The organism is Saccharopolyspora galaxeae (assembly GCF_016526145.1).
In the GTDB taxonomy this organism is placed as follows: Bacteria; Actinomycetota; Actinomycetes; order Mycobacteriales; family Pseudonocardiaceae; genus Saccharopolyspora_C; species Saccharopolyspora_C galaxeae.
In genome coordinates this window covers 242,986-260,883 of record NZ_JADDUE010000008.1, presented here as the reverse complement: position 1 = coordinate 260,883, position 17,898 = coordinate 242,986, and the positions used below count along the sequence as shown (strand labels likewise).

The following is a 17,898-nucleotide window of genomic DNA, read 5'->3' as shown; positions in this document are numbered from 1 at the left end:
GGACTGTTCGGCTGTGCTATCCGCCGATGATCTTGACGTCGGCGTCGGGATCGAATTTGGCCTTGCGGTCGTTGAACAAGTGGCGCATGAAGTTCATGGTGGCTTCCTTGCCGGGCCGGTAGTGGCCGCTGGCGTTGCTGACGAAGTGCACCATCCCTTCTTTGACGCCGAGTTCGCCCGCGGCGGCAACCGGTTCGCCGGCGGCGAGGCTGGAATGGTGGAACACGTCAAGCTCTTGCCGGTTGGAGGCGAAGATGTCGCCGTGCTTGTCCATGATGAAGATCGCACGCGGGTCGTCCTTCGAATGCAGTGACGTGCCGGCAGAAGTGTCGAACAGCTCGCCCTTGTTGGTGCGCAGCAATCCGTCGTCGCCGACGGTCAGCATGTGGTCCCGGCGTTCGGCAGCGCTGAGGTACTCCACTTGGGTTGCCCGTCCCTCGAAGCCGGGCAAGTGCTCACCGACATACTCGTCGCGCATCGGAATGGTCTCGAACTTCCCGGCGGCGTCTCCGGCGCCTTCCGCGACGTCGTCGGCTGCGCGGGCTGCATCGTCGGCGCCGCCCGCGACCTTCTCGGCGGGTTTGAACACCGACAGGGCGCTCTTGCCGAGTTTGGCCAACCTGCCGATAGGTATGACCGTCAAGGCGGTGTCGACCATTATCGAGGTGAGGCTGCCTTCGCCGGTCGCGGCGTAGACGGCTGCGTCGATGCCCAGCGCCGCAACGCCGGTGGCCGCGCCCACCGCCAGGAAGGCGGCGCCGACGGCGTTGCCGACCACGGGAATGGCCTGCAATGCGAGTCCGATGACGGTGGCCGCGGCCGAGACGACCTTCAGCGCCGAAGAGACGCTCTTGAGCACGTCCTTGTGCTCGCGGACGAAGTCCCGGCCCTGGCCGATGAGGTCGTAACCGGCCGGAGGTTCCTGGAACCGCATCCCCTTGGCCGAGTTGATGACCTTGCAGCAGCTCTCGGTGGCCGCGGTCATCTCGGAACGCAGACTGGTGGCCTTGTGCACCAGGGCGTCCCATTCGCGCTGGGCCGCGGCCAGCTCGGCCGAGGCGCCCGGGGCGGCGGACCGGTGGTGGCTCTGCGGTGCCGTCGGCGCGGGCTGGTTGCGGGCCTGGGCGTCGGCGAGCGCCTGCTGGTGCTGCTGCATCGCCTGCTGCTGCGCCCGGGCGTGGTGCTGATCGGCCGCCTGGGCATCGGCCAGCGAGTTCTTGGCCGCCTGCAAGCGTTCCCAGGCTGCGGGGGCTTGGTCGGCGACCGGCCGCATCCCGCCCTGCAGATCGGTCAGCTGGGACGCGAAGCCACCCAGCGCGGTGGCGACCTTGGTGAACGCCTCGCCGGTCACTCGCAGGTGCGGCGGGATCTCCGAGTCGACCTTCTCCCGGAACTGGTCGGCCTCCGGCCCGACGAACTGGCCGGTGTCCATCCCGGTGACGCGGTCGGCCGCGGCGGACGAGTTCTGCCCGAAGCGGCGGTAGGCCGCTTGTGCGGTGCGGATCGCTTCGGGGGAGCCGCCCATCCGGAACAGGTGCGCCGGAAACTCGGTGGCCACAGTAGTTCTCCAGATCTTCGCCGGAAACCGACAGCAGGGGCTCGACTCGACTCCGGCGGCGCGCACCGCCTTGCGGAGTCCGAGGGGGCGCGCCGTTATCCGCCGACGCCGAGGACCGCGAGCACGATCACGACCGCCACCACCAGCCCGGCGAGCGCGAGCCCGCCCCAGATCGCCGGGGTGGGGCGGCGCAGATCCGCCGGGGCGTAGCGCGATCCGTGCAGCAGCGCGGCCTTGGTCTGGCCGGCTCGCAGCGCGTGCGCCTGCAGGACGATCTTGCTGCGTTGATCAACCATGCTCGGCCTCCCCGGACGGCGAGCGGCGCTGGACCAGGGTGCCGAAGCCGCGGGCGACTCCCGGTGCCGACGGCTTGTCGACCGCCACGAAACCATCCCCCGCGGAGTCGGCGGAGTCGCTGCCGGACTCGGCGGGCGCGTCCGGGGTAGCGGTGAGCACGCTGTGCGCCATCGCGCTGATGACCTCGTAGGTCACCCGCTCCATCTCCGGCTGCGCCGTCGCCGAGGACAGCAGCAGCATCCACGTCGTGCCCGGCACGGGAAGGAAGATCTGGTAGTTCTGCATGCTCACCCGAGTGCGGAACCCGGGCGGGATCAGCGAGGACCGGTCCTGGGCGAGGATCGCCGCCCCGGTCCGGGTCTCCAGCAGCGTGGTGTCCGCGTTCTCCGGCAGCATGTCGCGCACCTGGTCCAGCCCCGCGGGCTTGTCGCCGGTGTCGTGCCAGAGCAGGTGCACCCCGGCGGAGCCGAGTTCGCCGGTGGAGAGCTTGCCGAACTGCATCACGCACAGGATCGTTCCCGCGCGCTGCGACTCGGCGACGATGTGCTCGATCCAGCCGAACACGGTGCGGCGCTCGGCGGCGGGCAGCTTGCGGCCGCCGAACTTGAAGTCGATGAGGCGCTCGGCCGAGACCCGCCACGTGGCCGGAGCGGTGTCGACCATCGCCCAGTCGGACGGGATGCCCACCGACCATTCGAACGGCGGGTGCGAGCTGTCGTGGTTGAGCGTCAGCTCGGCCCCCGGGAGCGGCCCGGCCATACCTGCGTGCCCTTTCTGCTGGTCCGTTCGCCGCGCGTGGTCGGCGGGCTTGATCGCGTTACTGCTTGCCGCCGCGGAACTTGGTGGCCAGCTCGGAGTCGGTCTGCTGGGCCAGCTGCCCGATCTGCTTGGTGAGCTTGCCGGTCTCGCCGAGCTTGCTCTCCAGGTCGAGCAGGCTGGAGTTCCACTCGTCCTGGAAGCCCTCGATGGCGGAGATGATGTTCGCGTGGTCCTCGCCGTCGAGTCCTTCGACGTCCCGGGCACCGTGGTGGTCCTGCTTGAGTTCCTCGTTGAGCGTGTCCAGCTCGGTGCCGAGCTTGGTCAGCTGCTCGTACGGATACTGCACGTACGTCACGGATGCCTCCTCTCCAGCGGTGATCGCGCCGAGTGCCGCACTGTACTGTAGGGCACGGTCGGCCTCGTCCGAGGCGGTTTCGGGTGAGTTCGTCGCAACAGGACCGATTCCGTCCGATCGCGACTCGCTCGACCGCGGTGAACACCTGCGCGCGCCGCCGATCGGCGCAGTCGCGTTGCTCCGTTCAGCTCAATCTGCGGTGTGCGGGTACTTGATTCCCGGCGCGTGCCCGAGACTCCGAAGGCGAGTGCGGGCTCGGTAGCATCCGGGCCGCATTCGACGGGGCGACGATTCGCCGGGGGAGGCGACGACATGCTGGGGAAGGTCGCCGCTCCGGTGCGGGCGACGAAAGGGTGACGATGGGACCACAGCAGTCAGGGCCGCCCCATCGGCCGGAGGGCCAGTGGCGTCCGGCCGCGGGCGATGCGGCCACCCGTCGCGCGCCGCCGCAGGACGACAAGCGCAATGCTCCGCCCAACGGAAACGGTGCAGGTGGCGGAAACGGCGCAGGTAATTCGGGACCGGCGGCTCAGCGGCAGCCACCGCGCAGGCAGCAGGGCCCCACGCCGCCGTCGGGGCGCCCGCAGTCCGGGCCACATGCGGCAGGTCCGCAGCAGCGGTCGCCCGCCGGGGCGCCCCCTCCGCAGCAGACCGGTCCGCATCCTGCCGTTCCTGCGCATCGCACCGGTTCCCAGCCCGCGGTGCCGCGCACCGGGCCGCAGCCGATTGCGCCGCAGCACACGGGTCCGCAACCGATCCAGCCGCACAGCGGCCCCCAGCCTGTGCAGCCGCACAGCGGCTCCCAACCTGTGCAGCCGCACACTGGCCCCCAACCGGTCCAGCCGCGCACGGGCCCGCAACCCGTGCAGCCACGAGTTCCGCGACCGGCGACGGGTCCGCAGCCGGTCCAGCCCGGACCCGCCGCCCCCGGGCCGTCCACACCGGACAAGTCGGGTGCAGCGAAGAAGTCCGATGTGGACAAACCAGCGGGCCGCCGCGGTCCGGGGCTCCTGCGGTTGGCGGCGCGCGCCTGCCTGCCCGCGCTCACGGTCGATGTGGACCGCCACCGCGCGGACCGCCGAATCCTCACCGGCGCCGGGCTCTCGGCCTCGATCGCGGTGCTCGGGGTCGGCGACGCCGCCGCGCGCGGCCATGTTTCGGCGCTGGTGGCGCACGCGCTGGCGGCCTACCAGGGTTCGCGCGTGCTGGCCTTCGACGCCGACACGCGTTCCGGAGCGCTGCGCTCCCGGCTGACGGAGTCCACTCAGGACTCGCTCAACCCCCTGCTGGCCGGGCTCGGTGTCCGGCAACGCGGTCCCCGCCCGGACCAGCCGCCCACGCACCGGTGGGCGCGTTCGCGGCTGACGCCCGGCAGCGAGATCGCGCTGATCGCCGCCGACCCGGCATCGCCCGGTCCCGAGCTGGGCGGCGGTGAGTACGGCTTCGCGCTGCCTTCGCTGCGGCGCTGGTGGCCGCTGATCGTCACCGACCTGCCCGCGCCGAGCGCGGGCGGTGCGACCGAACGCGGAGTCGTCGACGCGGACCGGGTCGTGCTGGTGGCCGACCAGGACTCGGCGGATCCGGCGATGCTGCGCCAGGCGTGGCAGTGGCTCAGCGGACTGCTCGGCGCGCAACGCGCGGCCGAGCGCGTGCTGGTGGCCGAACCGGCGCGGGGGAATCGAGCGAAACCGCACCACCGCGGTCTCGTGGGCGATAACGTGGAGATCGTGCCCGTTCCCGGAATGCCTGCATCGGCGCCGAGCGGGCGGGTGCTGACCTCGGCGACGGAGCCGAGCGTGGCCGCGGCGCAGCACGTGGCCGCGCGGTGCCTGGCGCCGGTGGCCGATGCCGCGGCCGTCGCGGGCTCGGATGCGTAAGCCGCTCGTGCGTCCAGGAAAGGATGGGTTCTCCAGATGAGCACCAAGTTTTCGGTAACCAACAACGCCGTCGGGCAGGCCGCGAGCAAGCTCGACGACGACGCCGCGCAGCTCGAACAGCTCGCGCAGCGGCTGTCCTCGGCGCTGGAGGAACTCATGCCGCACTGGAAGGGCCAGGGCGCGACGGCGTTCCAGCAGCCGAAGGAGCAGATCACCCAGGGCGCCAAGCAGTGCGCCACTGCTGCCCGGGCGCTGCAGGGCAAGGTCGCCCAGGCCGGGCAGTCCTACCAGACCGGGGAGCAGGACCAGGCTTCCCAGATCAAGAGCCAGGCCGCCGGTATGGACCCGGCGAAGTTCAACTTCTGACCGGCGTACGCGACCGACCGGAGCAGACCTCGAGGGAGATGCGATGACCAGTGGCGTGTTCGGGTACGACGAATCGGCCGGGCAGGAGGCCGCCCAGGCCGTGCAGGGCGTGCTGGGCGAGATGCAGGCGCTGATGGACAAGATGCGCGGGGACATGAACCAGACCACGGCCAACTGGGAGGGCGACGAGTCCGGCCAGTACCAGGGGATCATGGGTCAGTTCAATTCCGGTGCGCAGCAGGTCAGCGGCGGGATTGAGCAGATCAAGTCGATGATCACGGGCACGACCGACGCGGTCGGTTCGATGCGCGGTCAGGTCCGCAAGGCCCTCGGCAGCTGACCGGTCGCGCGCCGCCGCGAAAACCCAATAGGCACAACGAAAAACGGACCCCGCGACGGTTTCGCCGCGGGGTCCGTTCTCGCGTTCCGCCTCAGATCAGGCTCTGCACCCAGGTGATGCCGCCGGCGGCCACGAACGCCAGCGGCGGGATGGCGACGACCGCGAGCGTGTCGAGGACGTTGAGCACGCGGCGCATCCGGGCCGCGGTCACGTCGTCGAGGCTCGTGCGGGCGGCGACGAGCAGGACCGCGGTCAGCACGACGAGGATGCCCAGCGCCACCCACGGGCCGACCGCGGGCAGGTTGATCGTGATGCCCAGCGCGGTGACCACGACCCCGAACACCGCCGCCAGCAGCAGCGGCAGCACGTGCGCCGCACGGGAGAACAACCGCGCGCGCAGTGCGAAGGCGGCCGCGGCCAGGAACGCCAGCACCACCGCCAGCGGCTCACCGGTGGTCGCCAGGCCGAATTCCACGACGCTGAGCACTACCGCGACCCCGGCCACCAGGCCGACGAGGATCCGGTGACCGTGGTGCACCGACTCGGTGATCTGGCCCCGCGCGGGGGAATTGCCGTCCTCGTGCGCGCGGGCCAGCCGCACCAGCGAGGACTGGCTCACCGCGAGCTGCGGCGCCAGCCCGAGCGCGAACAAGCCGAGCACGAGCAGGATTCCGCACACGGTGACCATCGGCAGCCCCGCGAGCAGCGACACGGACCCGATCGCGCCGAGCGCGAGCAGCGTGCAGCCGGCGGCCACCACCGCCTGGATCTTGTTGTCGCTGATGAAGAACAACGCCAGCCCGATGCCCGCGGTCGTCAGCGCCAGCATGACTTGGCCCGCCGGGCTCAGCTGCAGCCCGGCGCCCAGCGCATAGCCGATCATCGCCCAGGACGGGACCGGCGCGGTGAGCATCAGGGTGTTCTCGCGCGCGGCGAACATCGCGGCGAACCCGAGCAGCGCGCCGAGCCCGGCGAGGGTGAGCTGGCCGAGCCAGTCGAGCGGGGCGAACGCGGCGATGAGGCCGAAGGCCAGCACGAGCAGCGCGGCGATGTTGGTCAGGCCGCGCTGCCGGACGGGGCCGTCCCATTCGTCGATGTCGGTGTCGAGGACGCCTTTGGTCTCTTCGACGACGTCCTCGGCCAGCAAGGGGTGCGAGCGGCCCTGGGCGGGAACCAGCCACAGCTGCGCCCCGTCCACGATCTGCGCGTCGGACAACGACCGTTCCGGCGGAATCTCCTGGTTCCCGAACGGTTTCGACAGCGTCCAGCGGCGCGGGTCGGTGTTGGCGCCGAGGAGGCTGAAGCTGCGCGCCAGATCCGGCAGGTGCTGGATGATCGGGTCCTGCGAAGGCAGCGGAACATCGACCCGGCGATTGCTCTCGGGCTCTACCACCGTGACGCGCGTCATCGGCACACTCATCGGCATCCCCAGGAATGTAGGCGATCGTGACGTGGCGAGTGATCCACGGTCGATAGGGTATAGCCCGCATTAGGGCTGGAGGGAGTCGCCGTGACACAACGCCTTGTTCATCGGCCGCCGCGGTTACCGGTACCGCGGGTGGAACTGGAACCGGTGCAGGTGGCCGCGCCGCTGACGCTGCCGGGGCGCGCCGCAGGCGGCGGTGCGGGCAGCACGGTGATGTCGATCCTGATGCCGGTGGTCGGCGGCGGAGTCATGGTCGCCTCGCTGGCCGCCCGCGGCAACGCCCTCATGCGCGTGGCCGCGGTGTGCCTGTTCGTGGTGATGCTGCTCGGCACGGTGGCGATGGTGATCCACCGCAATTCCGGCAAGAACAAGGAACTGCAGCAGCAGCGGCAGCGCTATTCCGAGCACATCGCGGAGATCCGCGAGGTCATCCGCACCGCGCGCGCCGAACAACGCGCGGCCGCCGAACACGTGCATCCGGAGCCGTTGGCGCTGATCGACGTGGTGCACAACCCCGAGCGGCGGTGGGAACGCAATCGGCAGGCTCCCGACTTCCTGCTGGCCCGGCTGGGATCGGGCACCGACGCGCTCTGGCGCCCGGTGGAAGTCGGCTCGGTCGGTACGCAGCTGGCCAACCCGGACCCGATCACCCAGGCCGAGGCCGCCATGGTCACCGGCAGGCTGGCGCAGCTGACGAACATGCCGCTCGCGGTGCCGTGGCACGGAACCGTGTCGGTCGTCGGGATGCCGGAGCTGACCCGCGCCGCGCTGCGCGCGATGGTCGCCCAGGTCGCCGCGCTGCACGCGCCGAACGAGGTGCAGCTGGCGTGGGCGGTCGGGCGCAACGTCATCGGCGAGTTCGACTGGATCAAGTGGCTGCCGCACACGATCGACAGCTCGCAGTGGGACGGCACCGCCCCGCGCCGCCTCGTCGCCGACACCGCATCCGGCCTGGTGGGGATGCTTCGCGGCGAACTGGACCGGCGCCTCAACGCGGCCTCCACCCGCAGCTGGGGCCAGACCCCGACGGTGCGCGGCCCGCACCTGGTGGTCATCACCGATCAGGTCTCCGCGGGCAGCGCCGAACTCTTCGCCGACAGCGGCGGCGTTTCGCTGGCGGACATCAAGGTGTCGCAGGTGGTGCTGGTGCCGGACCGGCGGCTCGAACCCGCGCACGTCGACGTCCGCGTCACCGTCGACGGCGACGCCGCCAGCGTCGAAGACCTCCGCCCGACGCCGAATCCGCACGACCCTGCCCAGGCCGGGCGGGCGGAACAGCAACGGCTGGCCGGGGCGCGGGAGGGCACGCTCGATCACGTCAGCGTTCCGGTGATGACCAGGCTCGCCCGGGAACTGTCGCCCTACCGCCTGGTCGCCGACGCCAACCAGTCCATGTCGGCGGACACCGGCGGCGACCTGCGGTCCCTTTTGGACATCGCGGACGAGGCCACGTTCGACGTCGGCAAGGCGTGGGCACCGCGCACCGAGGGCGAGTTCCTCAAAGTTCCCTTCGCGGTGGGCGATTCCGGCCGCCCGATCACCCTCGACATCAAGGAGGCCGCGCAAGGCGGGATGGGACCGCACGGGCTGTGCGTGGGCGCCACCGGCTCCGGCAAGAGCGAGTTCCTGCGCACCCTCGTGCTCGCGCTGGCCATGACCCATCCGCCCGAGCGGCTGAACATGATCCTGGTGGACTACAAGGGCGGCGCGACCTTCGCCGGGCTCGGCGAGCTGCCGCACACCAGCGCCATGGTCTCGAACCTCTCCGACGACACCGGCCTGGTGGACCGGCTGCACGACGCGGTCCTCGGCGAGATGACGCGCAGGCAACGCATCCTCGCCGATGCGGGATCGCTGGCCAGCTTGGTGGAGTACCAGGAGAAGCGGGAAGCGGGCGAGGACCTCGAACCGCTGCCGAACCTGTTCATCGTCATCGACGAGTTCGGTGAGCTGCTCACCGCGAAGCCGGACTTCGTCGAGCTGTTCCTGCAGCTCGGCCGCATCGGCCGTTCGCTGGGCCTGCACCTGCTGCTGGCCTCGCAGCGGCTGGAGGAAGGCAAGATCAAAGGGCTCGAGTCCTACCTCTCGTACCGGATCGGGCTGCGCACCTTCAACGAGCAGGAATCCCGCACGGTGCTCGGCGTCCCGGACGCGTACCACCTGCCCAGCGCGCCGGGCAACGGCTACCTCGGCGCCGAGCACGGCCTGAGCGAACGCTGGAAGGCGCTCTATGTCTCCGGCGACTACCAGGCCCCTTCCGGCGTGGAAAGCGCCCAGGAAACCCCGCGGCTGGCGCCGTTCACCCCGTACAACGAAGCCCAAGCCTGGCTGAACCAGCACGCGCACCTGCAGCCGAAGACCGCGAAGATCGACCGCGACAAGCGCACCGTCTCCGAACCGACCGTGCTCGACGTCGTCGTCCAGCGCGTTTCGCAGCAGCCCGGTGCTCGCGCCAGGCAGGTCTGGCTGCCGCCGCTGCCCGCGACGATGGCGCTGTCGGCAGCGATCGGCCGCGTCGAACCGGACCGCACCTACGGGCTGTCCGCGGTCGACCGGCGGTGGCACGGTTCGCTGGCGATCCCGATGGGCACCGTCGACATCCCCGCCGAGCAGCGCCAGGAACCGCTGGTCGCCGACCTCGCCGGCAGCGGCGGGCACCTGGCGATCCTCGGTTCGCCGCAGAGCGGCAAATCCACCGCGCTGCGCACCCTGATCCTCGGCGGCGCGCTGACCCACACGCCCAGCGATCTGGCGTTCTACTGCGTCGATTTCGGCGGCGGCACGCTCAACGGCCTCGACCGGCTGCCGAACGTCGCCGGGGTCGCCGACCGCTTGGCGCCCGACCGGGTGCGCCGCACCATCAGCGAGATCGCCACGCTGCTCGGCGAGCGCGAAGCCCTCTTCGCCGACTACCGCCTGGATTCCGTGCAGGCGATGCGCGATCAGCACCGCGCTGGCCGGCTCCCGGAACTCACCAGCGCGGACATCTGCCTGGTGATCGACGGGTACCTGGCGCTGCGGCAGGACTTCGAGGACCTGCTGGAGGTGGTGCACGACATCGCCTCCCGCGGTGCCGGCTACGGGGTGCACGTCGTGGTCACCGCGGGCCGCTGGACCGACCTGCGGATGCAGATCCAGTCGGTCATCGCGAACAAGCTGGAGCTGCGCCTGAACGATCCGCTGGACACCACGGTCAAGCGCAAGCTCGCCGAGAACATCAAGGTTCCCGGCCGCTGCCTGACCGACCGCGGACTGACCGGGCACATCGCGCTGCCCCGCATCGACGGCCACGCCGATCCGGCGACCATCACCGCGGGCGTGCAGCACGCGGTCGACGAGGTCGTGCGGCATTGGAGCGGCCCGGTCGCGACGCCGGTGCGGATGCTGCCGGAGCGGCTGGACCACCGTTCCTTCGCCGAACGCGCACCCGACCGCAAGGTGCTGCGCCTCGGGGTGGACGAGACCGAGCTGCGGCCCACCACCGTCGACCTCTTCGGCGACGACCCGCACCTGCTCGTCTTCGGCGACACCCAGGCCGGCAAGACTTCGCTGCTGCGCCTGATCGTCGAGGACTTCACGAGCCGCTACGGCAGCGACGAGGTCGTGTTCGCGCTGTTCGACCCGCGGCGCAGCATGTTGGAGGGCATCGACGACGAATACCTCGGCGGCTACGCGCACAACACCGCCGTGGCCGGCGGGCTGGCCGAAGGCATGGCCGGAGAACTCGCGAAACGGCTCCCGCCGGAGGACGTCACCGTTGAGCAGTTGCGCACCCGTTCCTGGTGGCGCGGCCCGGAGATCGTGGCGCTGGTCGACGACTACGATCTGCTCACCACCGGCGGCGCGAACCCGCTGGCGCCGTTCCTGCCGTACCTGCAGCAGTCCCGTGACATCGGGTTCCACGTGGTTCTGTGCCGTCGCTCCAGCGGCTCCAGCCGCTCGTTGTACGAGCCGTTCGTGCAGGGTGTGAAGGAGTCCGGGGCGGCCGGTCTGCTGCTGTCCGGCGACCGCAGCGAGGGGAAGATGTGGCCGGAGGTCTACTTCAGCCAGCAACCCGCCGGCCGCGGCACTCTGGTGCGCCGCGGCCGCAAACCGCTGCTCGTGCAAACGGCGTACGTGCCGCGCTCGGACGAAGAACCGGCGACGCCGCCCGGCGGAACTGCTGTCCCGCAAGGCTGATCGGGCTGGTCCGGTTGCCCGCCGGGGTGGTTTTCCGCAAGCGGCCCCGGCGGGCCCGGGTGGTGTCGTACACTCGCGCTGATCTGTCGTGATCACGGCTGGTAGTCGCGGGTGAACGCTGCGCGCCGGGCTGTTGTTCGTGCCGGATCGCCGTTCGCGCCGAGGTGTCGGTGCGGGCTGGTCGCGGGAGTGGGTCTCGTGCGGTGGGGGTTGCGGTGGCGGATTTTCCGGGGCACTTGTTCTCGTTGGGTGGTTCGCCGGAGGCGATCGCGGGTTCGGCTCGCCGGTATGACCGTTTCGGCGAGTCCGCGTCGCACGCGGCGGAGCGGATCACCGGCATGGATACCGGCCAGTTCCAGGGTCCGGAGGGTGAGCAGTTCCGGGAGAAGATCGATTCGGAGTTGCCGCCGGATCTACGGGTGACGGGCACGGCGTTCAGCCAGGTCGGCTCGGCGTTGTCCCGGTTTTCCTCGCGGTTGTCCGAGCTTCAGGGGCGGATGCGGCCGTTGGCGCAGCAGGCGCCTGGGTTGTGGGAGCAGCTCAAGGCCAGCGAGGGCCGTGTGGAGCGGGCGCGGTCCGCCGACCGGGCTCATGCGGACAAGGTCCGCGACGAACAAGCCCATGCTCCGGCGGGGCATCCGCCACCGCCCGCAGCGCCGTATGAGTCGGACGCGGGGGATGCGTCGGCGGCGTTGTCGTCGGCGCGGGCGGCGTGGCAGGACTGCGTGGACAAGGCCAACGGTCTGCGCACCGAGATGACCGCCGCCGCCCGGGAATGCACGAACCGCATCAACGACGCCAAGGGAATGCGGTTCAAAGAGCCCCCGGCCAGCTACGACCTCATCGGCCAGGGACAGGACTTCATCCGCGAGAACAAGGACGTGCTCAAGGAGATCTCCTCGGCACTGAAAGTCGTCTCCGGCGCCCTGGCCGTGGTCGGTCTGGTGTTGCAGGCGATCCCGGTCGTCGGCAACGCCGTCGGCGGCGCCTTCCTCATCGCCGCCGGCATCACCGGCGGCGCCGCCCTGGCCATCGACGCCGGTATCTACGCCGCCACCGGTGAAGGCAGTTTGACGTCGATCTTGGTGGATACGGCGTTAACGGTCATACCGTTCGGACGAGTCGCCAAGCTCGGCGGAAAGCTGGTCGGCGCCGGCGGGAAACTGGCCAGTGCGGCGAAGGGCGCGGCTGCGGGAGCGGGCCGGCTCGGGCGGCAGCTGGGGGCGAAAGCCAAGTCGGTGATGCCGTGGGGGAAGAAGTCGTTCCGGATCGATCCGATCGATGTGGACAGCGGCCGGATGCTGCTGTCGCAGACCGACGTCGAGCTCGACGGTGTTCTGCCCCTGGTGCTGGGGCGCACGCACGTGTCGTCGCATCGGCACGGGTTGTTCTTCGGACCGAGCTGGTCGTCCACATTGGACCAGCGGGTGGAGGCCGACGACGACGGCGTGTACTTCGCCTCCGAAGACGGGCTGACGGTGCCGTATCCGCATCCCGGGCCGGGCGCGGCGGTGCTGCCGGTGGTGGGTCCTCGGTGGCCGCTGGAACGCTCGGACGACGGTGCTTATCTGATCACTGATCCGGATCGCGGTCGCACGCTGCGGTTCGTGCAGTACGACGCGTGCTGGCTGCTGTCCTCGATCACCGACCGCAACGGCAATCGGATCGAGTTCTCCTACGACGACACGGGCCTGCCGCAGGAGATCCGCCACAGCGGTGGCTACCGCATCCGCGTCGAGACCAAGGACCGTTTGGTCACCGGCCTGTACCTGCGCGACGCGGACCACGGACAGGGCGTGGCGCTGATGCGCTACGACTACCGCGACGAGCGGCTGACCGAAGTGGTCAACGAGTCCGGGCAGCCGCTGCGGTTCGACTACGACGCCGCGGGCCAGATCACCGGGTGGACCGACCGCAACGGCGTGCAATACCGCTACACCTACGACGCCGAGGGCAGGTGCGTGCGCACCGACGGCTCGGACGGCTTCCTGAGCGGCACGATCACCTACGACACCGACCACGGCATCACCTACGTGACCGACTCGCTCGGACACCGCACCGCCTACCACCTCAACCACTCCGGCCAGGTCGTCCGGGAGGTCGACCCGCTCGGAGCCGAAACGGTCTCCGAGTGGGACGAGTTCGACCTGCTGCTGTCCCGCACCGACCCGCTGGGCCGCACCACCAGCTACGAGTACGACGAGGACGGCAACGTCGCCACGGTTCGCAGGCCGGACGATGGCCTGGTCCGGCTCGATTACAACAAGCTGCGCCAGCCGATCACCGTGACCGCTCCGGATGGCACGGTCTCGCACCGGGAGTACGACGCCCGCGGCAACCTCGTGCGCACTGTGGATCCGGCGGGCGCGGCCACGACGTACGACTACGACGAGCGAGGGCGCCTGCTCAGCGTCACCGACGCGCTGGGCAACACCCGCCGCGTCGATACCGATGCCGCGGGCTTGCCGACCGCGATCACCGACCCGCTCGGCGCCACGACGCGTTATGAGCGGGACGCGTTCGGTCGGGTCACCGCGCTGTCGGACCCGGTCGGCGGGGTGACCCGCCTGGGCTGGACCGTTGATGGCAGGCCTGCGTGGCGGACCCTGCCGGACGGGGCGACCGAGCGGTGGCTCTACGACGGCGAAGGCAACCTGCACACCCACGTCGACGCTCTCGGGCAACGCACGAGCACCGAGGTGACCCATTTCGACCTGCCCGCGGCCGAAGTCCGCCCCGACGGCACGCGCTTGGCGTTCGGGTACGACACCGAACTGCGTCTGACCAGCGTCACCAACGAACAAGGTTTGGTGTGGCGCTACGACTACGACGCGGTCGGGAACTTGGCGCGGGAAACCGACTTCAACGGGCGCGTTCTCACCTACCGCCACAACGCGGCAGGCCAGCTCGTCGAGCGCACCAACGGCGCAGGCGAGACCACCACCTTCACTCGGGACCTGCTGGGCCAGGTCACCGAACGCCGCAACAGCGATGCCGTCGCCACCTTCTGCTACGACCAAGCCGGACGACTGCGCGAAGCCACCAACCCGCACGCACGGGTGCTCTTCGACCGCGACCCGCTGGGCCGGGTGCTGGCCGAAACCATCAACGACCGCACCCTGACCTCCACCTATGACGCGCTGGGCCGTCGCACCCGGCGAGTGACTCCGTCCGGCGCGGCAAGCGACTGGGACTACGACCCGAACGGCAACCCGACCGCGCTGCACACCGCAGGCCGCACGATCCGCTTCGAACACGACGCAGCCGGGCGGGAGACCCAGCGCTCCCTCGGCGACGACGCGGTCCTGGCTCAGGGATGGGGCCTCAACGACCAGCTCATCTCCCAAGCTCTGACCGGCCGCGACGGTCGACGTACCCAGCAGCGCGCCTACAGCTATCGCGCCGACGGGTTCCTCTCCCGCATCGAGGACCAACTTGGCGGTACCCGTACCTTCGACCTCGACCAGGTCGGGCGCGTGACCACGGTCCACGGCTCCGGCTGGACCGAACGCTACGCCTACGACGCGGCGGGCAACATCACCGAGGGGGCGTGGCCGGCACCCACCGACTCGCCCGACTCCGAAGCACTCGGAGACCGCGAGTACAACGGCACCCTCATCCGCCGCGCGGGCAAAGTCCGCTACGAGCACGACGCCCAAGGCCGCATGACCCTGCGCCAGCAGAAACGCCTCTCGGAAAAACCCGCCACCTGGCACTACACCTGGAACGCCGACGACCGCATGACCGGCGTCACCACCCCCGACGGCACCCGCTGGCACTACCACTACGACCCACTCGGCCGCCGCATCGCCAAGCACCGCCTCGACGCCGATGATGAGCTCGTGGAGCAGCTCGACTTCGCTTGGGACGGCTCCGCCCTGGCCGAGCAGACCCGCGCGGGCGGTGTTTCCGAAGACGCTGACCGTGGTGATGCTCGGGCCACGGTTTGGGACTACGCACCCGGTAGCTTCCGCCCGCTGACCCAGCGCGAACGCCCCCCACTGCGCGACGCCTCCCAGCCGTGGATCGACGAACAATTCCACGCCATCATCACCGACCTCGTCGGAACCCCCACCGAACTCATCAACGACCACGGCGACATCGCCTGGACGCACCGCACCACACTGTGGGGACAGAACCTCGGCGAATCCCGCGCCGGAACGTCCACCCCACTACGCTTCCCCGGCCAATACGCCGACCCCGAAACCGGCCTCAACTACAACTACTTCCGGCACTACGACCCGGATACCGGGCGCTACACTTCAACGGACCCGCTTGGACTCGACGCGGGACCCAACCCGCACGTTTATGTCGCCAACCCTTCCGGTCTGATCGATCCGCTAGGGCTGCAGAGTTGTACCGGAATCGGCCTCGAACAAGCATCGAGCTTGGCGTTCAAAGCAGCCGAAAAGCCTCATGAAATATTTATCAAAAATAAGCATCTGTCAGATTTTGGCGGCCGGTACCGCAAGTTCGACACCACTGATCCGCAAGTCGCGCAGCAATGGGTCGCTGACGGGCTGAAAACACCGGACGCCATCTTCAAGCCAAATCAGGGCGATCCGGATTCGTTCCAGGTGTTCGCTGACTTGGGCAGGTCGATCGGCACCAAGGGCGAGTCCACTGTTAAGATCCTTGTAAACTCCGACGGGGAAGTGTTCAATGCGTTCCCGGTGAAGAATATATGATGGTGCTCTCATGCGGATGTCGTTCCGGAACCTGAATGCCGAAGATCTCCGAACGGACAGATGGGCCGAAGTGTTGGTGCATGTAGAGGCTGAGTTTCATGTGGTTGATGCGGGCTGCGTGGTTTACTCCGAGCCGTACTTCCCGGTGGTGGATTTGGCACATGCACTTGCTCTGTGGTCGAGGAGTGGAGCGGACGACCGAGAAAACTTCGAGTTTGAGTCGATGTCGTTTGATGAGCGCGGGGCCGTACGGATCGAAAAGCTCGACGACAGGTGGCGCGTGGGATCTGCTTTCGAGCCCGACAAGTGGAGCGGGCTGCATACGCTGCGCGAGGTGGACGATTGCGTCAGCTTGTTCATCGAAGAGTTGCATTCAGCCGGCTTGCGTCAGTTGAACATGCGTTTGGAGCATTATATTTGATTTTGCGTCGTGTGGTTGATTCGCTTTTTCGTGCCTGCGCAGCCGCTCGTCTCGAATTTCGCTCGTAGGCGAACGCTAGCGGATGAAAATTCGCTTGCAAATCTGAGTCGGTCTTGCAGGCTGAAGTCGGTACCTGCGGATGATGCTGATGAAAGAGACAGGGGAGTCGCTTGGTGCATGTCAGTGTGGCGTGTTTGAGCGTCCGTGCTCGCGGTCCCGTTGGCGGTTCATAATGGTGGCCAGAGTGTTTCCGATGTGGCCCTCCAATGGACGGCTGATCGGTCTCAAGGACATTCTCCGGCTTGTTGGCGATAATTGCTGGGAGTGGCGGATTCATGATCTGGAGGGCACTGGTTCGTTGCCGTATGGCATGTCTTGGGACGAGTTCGACGAGAAGGTCGATGCAGTGCCCTACGTGCTGGCATGGTCCGACTTGGTGAACCTTGCCGACGGGTTGGTTCAGGTGACAAATGGGGAGATCCGAGCTATTTGCGCAGGCGAGGAAACGGCGAGGATTGCAGCGTTCGATAGCAGCGAGTGGACGGTTGACCTTCGGGTGAATGAAGTTTGCGACTTCGAGGACCGACTTGATCGGCTGCTGGCAGATGCCGCGTAGGTGTATGCGAAATTGGTGGCTCGGAGTGTGTTGGGCGGCGTTAGGTGTTAGCGCGCTGACAACTGCGGGTCAGCACGAAGGTCGGCACCAGGAAACGGAAGTTGAAAGGGCCGGTGGGTAGGCCCACGGCGTCCGGTCCGCAAAGAAACACGCGCCTACAGCTTCGTCAGCGCGTCGTCTTTGTGCATGGCGATGTGAGATGTTTTGTCGCTCTTGATCTCGTACTGCGGGTCGTCCGGGCTAGTGTGGTTCCCGACGACGCGCATGTGCGAGAGTTGTGGCCGCACCCGAACGGGGGTTCGCAATACGGTCTCGAGTTTAAGTGGAAGAGCGAAGCGGGGAAGACGGTTCGCCTGCGGATTCATGGGCCGGATGGGACAGCTCCACCCGGTTCGAATTCAGCGATCGGAGAAACGTACAGACTGCAAATCGGGAAGAGGTATCAGGATGAAGCGGGAAACTTGCACCCCGCTCAGGTGCACAATCCGGACAGTCCGAATTTCGACCCTGCGGCGGCGAACGCGACGCACATACCGTGGCCGGCTGAATTCCCGGGGTTGTGATGGGCGTCGGTGATCAGAGCTTGGTCGAGCTGGTCAGGAGAATTGTTTCGGAAAATCCAGAGGGGCGGGTTGCGGGTGCTGACAACGCCAGCGATTGGTCCTCCTTGTACGATCAGCAGGAAGCGGACGTGGTCGTGGGGTTGCTCGCGGTGATGGCAGCACTCGAGGGCGAGGCGGAAATTCGCGAGAATCAACTCCATGCCATCATCAGCATATCTGAATCCGCCACGGTCAAAGGCGAGCTGCTGTCGCCTCTTCGGCGGTTGATCCGGACAGCGTTGGATGACGAGCAGCTGGATTACCTCGACGACCTCGGAATTCAACTTTGAAATCGCTGCGAAACGGTTCCGGGATGGTGGAGTCGTCTGGTTGGTGCCAGTTGGAGATGCGCTTAGAAGGCTAAATATGCTTGCGGAAGCGGCCTCGGAAGCCGGGAGTTCCGTTGGGCGCCCC

15 protein-coding genes are annotated in these 17,898 nt (G+C 68.5%); 9 read left to right on the top strand and 6 right to left on the bottom strand.

Annotated features, from left to right (window positions below):
- Nucleotides 1-16: 16 nt before the first annotated feature.
- From INP57_RS19725 to INP57_RS19710, 4 genes are all read right to left on the bottom strand, one after another.
- Nucleotides 17-1,558, bottom strand: coding sequence for an IQM protein middle domain-containing protein (locus INP57_RS19725; RefSeq protein WP_200071749.1), 1,542 nt, complete (start codon nt 1,556-1,558; stop codon nt 17-19).
- A 95-nt stretch (nt 1,559-1,653) separates the two neighbouring features.
- Complete coding sequence (locus INP57_RS19720; protein WP_200071748.1) at nt 1,654-1,854, bottom strand: hypothetical protein; 201 nt, start codon at nt 1,852-1,854, stop codon at nt 1,654-1,656.
- Nucleotides 1,847-2,614, bottom strand: coding sequence for a hypothetical protein (locus INP57_RS19715; RefSeq protein ID WP_200071747.1), 768 nt, complete (start codon nt 2,612-2,614; stop codon nt 1,847-1,849). The genes INP57_RS19720 and INP57_RS19715 overlap by 8 nt, the downstream gene beginning before the upstream one ends.
- A gap of 58 nt (nt 2,615-2,672) precedes the next feature.
- Nucleotides 2,673-2,969 (bottom strand): WXG100 family type VII secretion target, encoded by a 297-nt coding sequence (locus INP57_RS19710; RefSeq protein WP_200071746.1) that lies wholly within the window; start codon nt 2,967-2,969, stop codon nt 2,673-2,675.
- Between the two features lie 974 nt (nt 2,970-3,943).
- Here INP57_RS19710 and INP57_RS19705 point away from each other — a divergent pair.
- The 3 genes from INP57_RS19705 to INP57_RS19695 are packed head-to-tail and all read left to right on the top strand — an operon-like array spanning nt 3,944 to nt 5,552.
- Nucleotides 3,944-4,846, top strand: coding sequence for a hypothetical protein (locus INP57_RS19705; protein WP_200071745.1), 903 nt, complete (start codon nt 3,944-3,946; stop codon nt 4,844-4,846).
- 36 nt (nt 4,847-4,882) lie between these two features.
- Complete coding sequence (locus INP57_RS19700) at nt 4,883-5,212, top strand: WXG100 family type VII secretion target (protein ID WP_200071744.1); 330 nt, start codon at nt 4,883-4,885, stop codon at nt 5,210-5,212.
- A 43-nt stretch (nt 5,213-5,255) separates the two neighbouring features.
- Nucleotides 5,256-5,552 carry a WXG100 family type VII secretion target gene (locus INP57_RS19695; RefSeq protein WP_200071743.1) on the top strand — a complete coding sequence of 99 codons (297 nt, stop codon included), beginning with the start codon at nt 5,256-5,258 and terminating at the stop codon, nt 5,550-5,552.
- A gap of 91 nt (nt 5,553-5,643) precedes the next feature.
- Here INP57_RS19695 and eccD read toward each other — a convergent pair whose 3' ends face one another.
- Entirely contained in the window at nt 5,644-6,960 is a 1,317-nt protein-coding gene (eccD, locus tag INP57_RS19690) for a type VII secretion integral membrane protein EccD (RefSeq protein WP_233627897.1), read from the bottom strand.
- A 150-nt stretch (nt 6,961-7,110) separates the two neighbouring features.
- On the opposite strand from eccD, the gene eccCb reads away from it, so the two are divergent.
- The 4 genes from eccCb to INP57_RS19670 all read left to right on the top strand — a co-directional run bounded on the left by eccCb (nt 7,111) and on the right by INP57_RS19670 (nt 16,882).
- Nucleotides 7,111-11,157, top strand: a complete 4,047-nt coding sequence (gene eccCb, locus INP57_RS19685) for a type VII secretion protein EccCb (protein ID WP_200071741.1) — start codon at nt 7,111-7,113, stop codon at nt 11,155-11,157.
- Between the two features lie 215 nt (nt 11,158-11,372).
- On the top strand, nt 11,373-15,845 hold the full coding sequence (locus tag INP57_RS19680) for an RHS repeat-associated core domain-containing protein (protein WP_307850175.1): 4,473 nt from the start codon (nt 11,373-11,375) through the stop codon (nt 15,843-15,845).
- Between the two features lie 10 nt (nt 15,846-15,855).
- Nucleotides 15,856-16,266, top strand: a complete 411-nt coding sequence (locus INP57_RS19675) for a DUF7878 domain-containing protein (protein ID WP_200071740.1) — start codon at nt 15,856-15,858, stop codon at nt 16,264-16,266.
- Nucleotides 16,267-16,519: 253 nt separating this feature from the next.
- Nucleotides 16,520-16,882, top strand: coding sequence for a hypothetical protein (locus INP57_RS19670; protein ID WP_200071739.1), 363 nt, complete (start codon nt 16,520-16,522; stop codon nt 16,880-16,882).
- Between the two features lie 155 nt (nt 16,883-17,037).
- Here INP57_RS19670 and INP57_RS30550 read toward each other — a convergent pair whose 3' ends face one another.
- The gene (locus tag INP57_RS30550) at nt 17,038-17,148 is read right to left on the bottom strand and encodes a hypervirulence associated TUDOR domain-containing protein (RefSeq protein ID WP_233627945.1); all 111 of its coding nucleotides are present in this window, start codon (nt 17,146-17,148) and stop codon (nt 17,038-17,040) included.
- Here INP57_RS30550 and INP57_RS30545 point away from each other — a divergent pair.
- Both INP57_RS30545 and INP57_RS19655 read left to right on the top strand, forming a co-directional pair.
- Complete coding sequence (locus INP57_RS30545) at nt 17,128-17,445, top strand: polymorphic toxin type 30 domain-containing protein (RefSeq protein ID WP_374220958.1); 318 nt, start codon at nt 17,128-17,130, stop codon at nt 17,443-17,445. The genes INP57_RS30550 and INP57_RS30545 overlap by 21 nt on opposite strands.
- Before the next feature lie 20 nt (nt 17,446-17,465).
- Complete coding sequence (locus INP57_RS19655) at nt 17,466-17,774, top strand: hypothetical protein (protein ID WP_200071736.1); 309 nt, start codon at nt 17,466-17,468, stop codon at nt 17,772-17,774.
- The last annotated feature ends 124 nt before the right edge of the window (nt 17,775-17,898 follow it).

Bases quoted from the DNA above. Each gene is read 5' to 3' on its own strand.
- INP57_RS19720 (WP_200071748.1), bottom strand. From the start codon at position 1,854: ATGGTTGATCAACGCAGCAAGATCGTCCTGCAGGCGCACGCGCTGCGA.
- INP57_RS19715 (WP_200071747.1), bottom strand. From the start codon at position 2,614: ATGGCCGGGCCGCTCCCGGGGGCCGAGCTGACGCTCAACCACGACAGC.
- INP57_RS19700 (WP_200071744.1), top strand. From the start codon at position 4,883: ATGAGCACCAAGTTTTCGGTAACCAACAACGCCGTCGGGCAGGCCGCG.
- INP57_RS19695 (WP_200071743.1), top strand. From the start codon at position 5,256: ATGACCAGTGGCGTGTTCGGGTACGACGAATCGGCCGGGCAGGAGGCC.
- eccD (WP_233627897.1), bottom strand. From the start codon at position 6,960: ATGACGCGCGTCACGGTGGTAGAGCCCGAGAGCAATCGCCGGGTCGAT.
- INP57_RS19675 (WP_200071740.1), top strand. From the start codon at position 15,856: ATGCGGATGTCGTTCCGGAACCTGAATGCCGAAGATCTCCGAACGGAC.
- INP57_RS19670 (WP_200071739.1), top strand. From the start codon at position 16,520: ATGTGGCCCTCCAATGGACGGCTGATCGGTCTCAAGGACATTCTCCGG.
- INP57_RS30550 (WP_233627945.1), bottom strand. From the start codon at position 17,148: ATGCGCGTCGTCGGGAACCACACTAGCCCGGACGACCCGCAGTACGAG.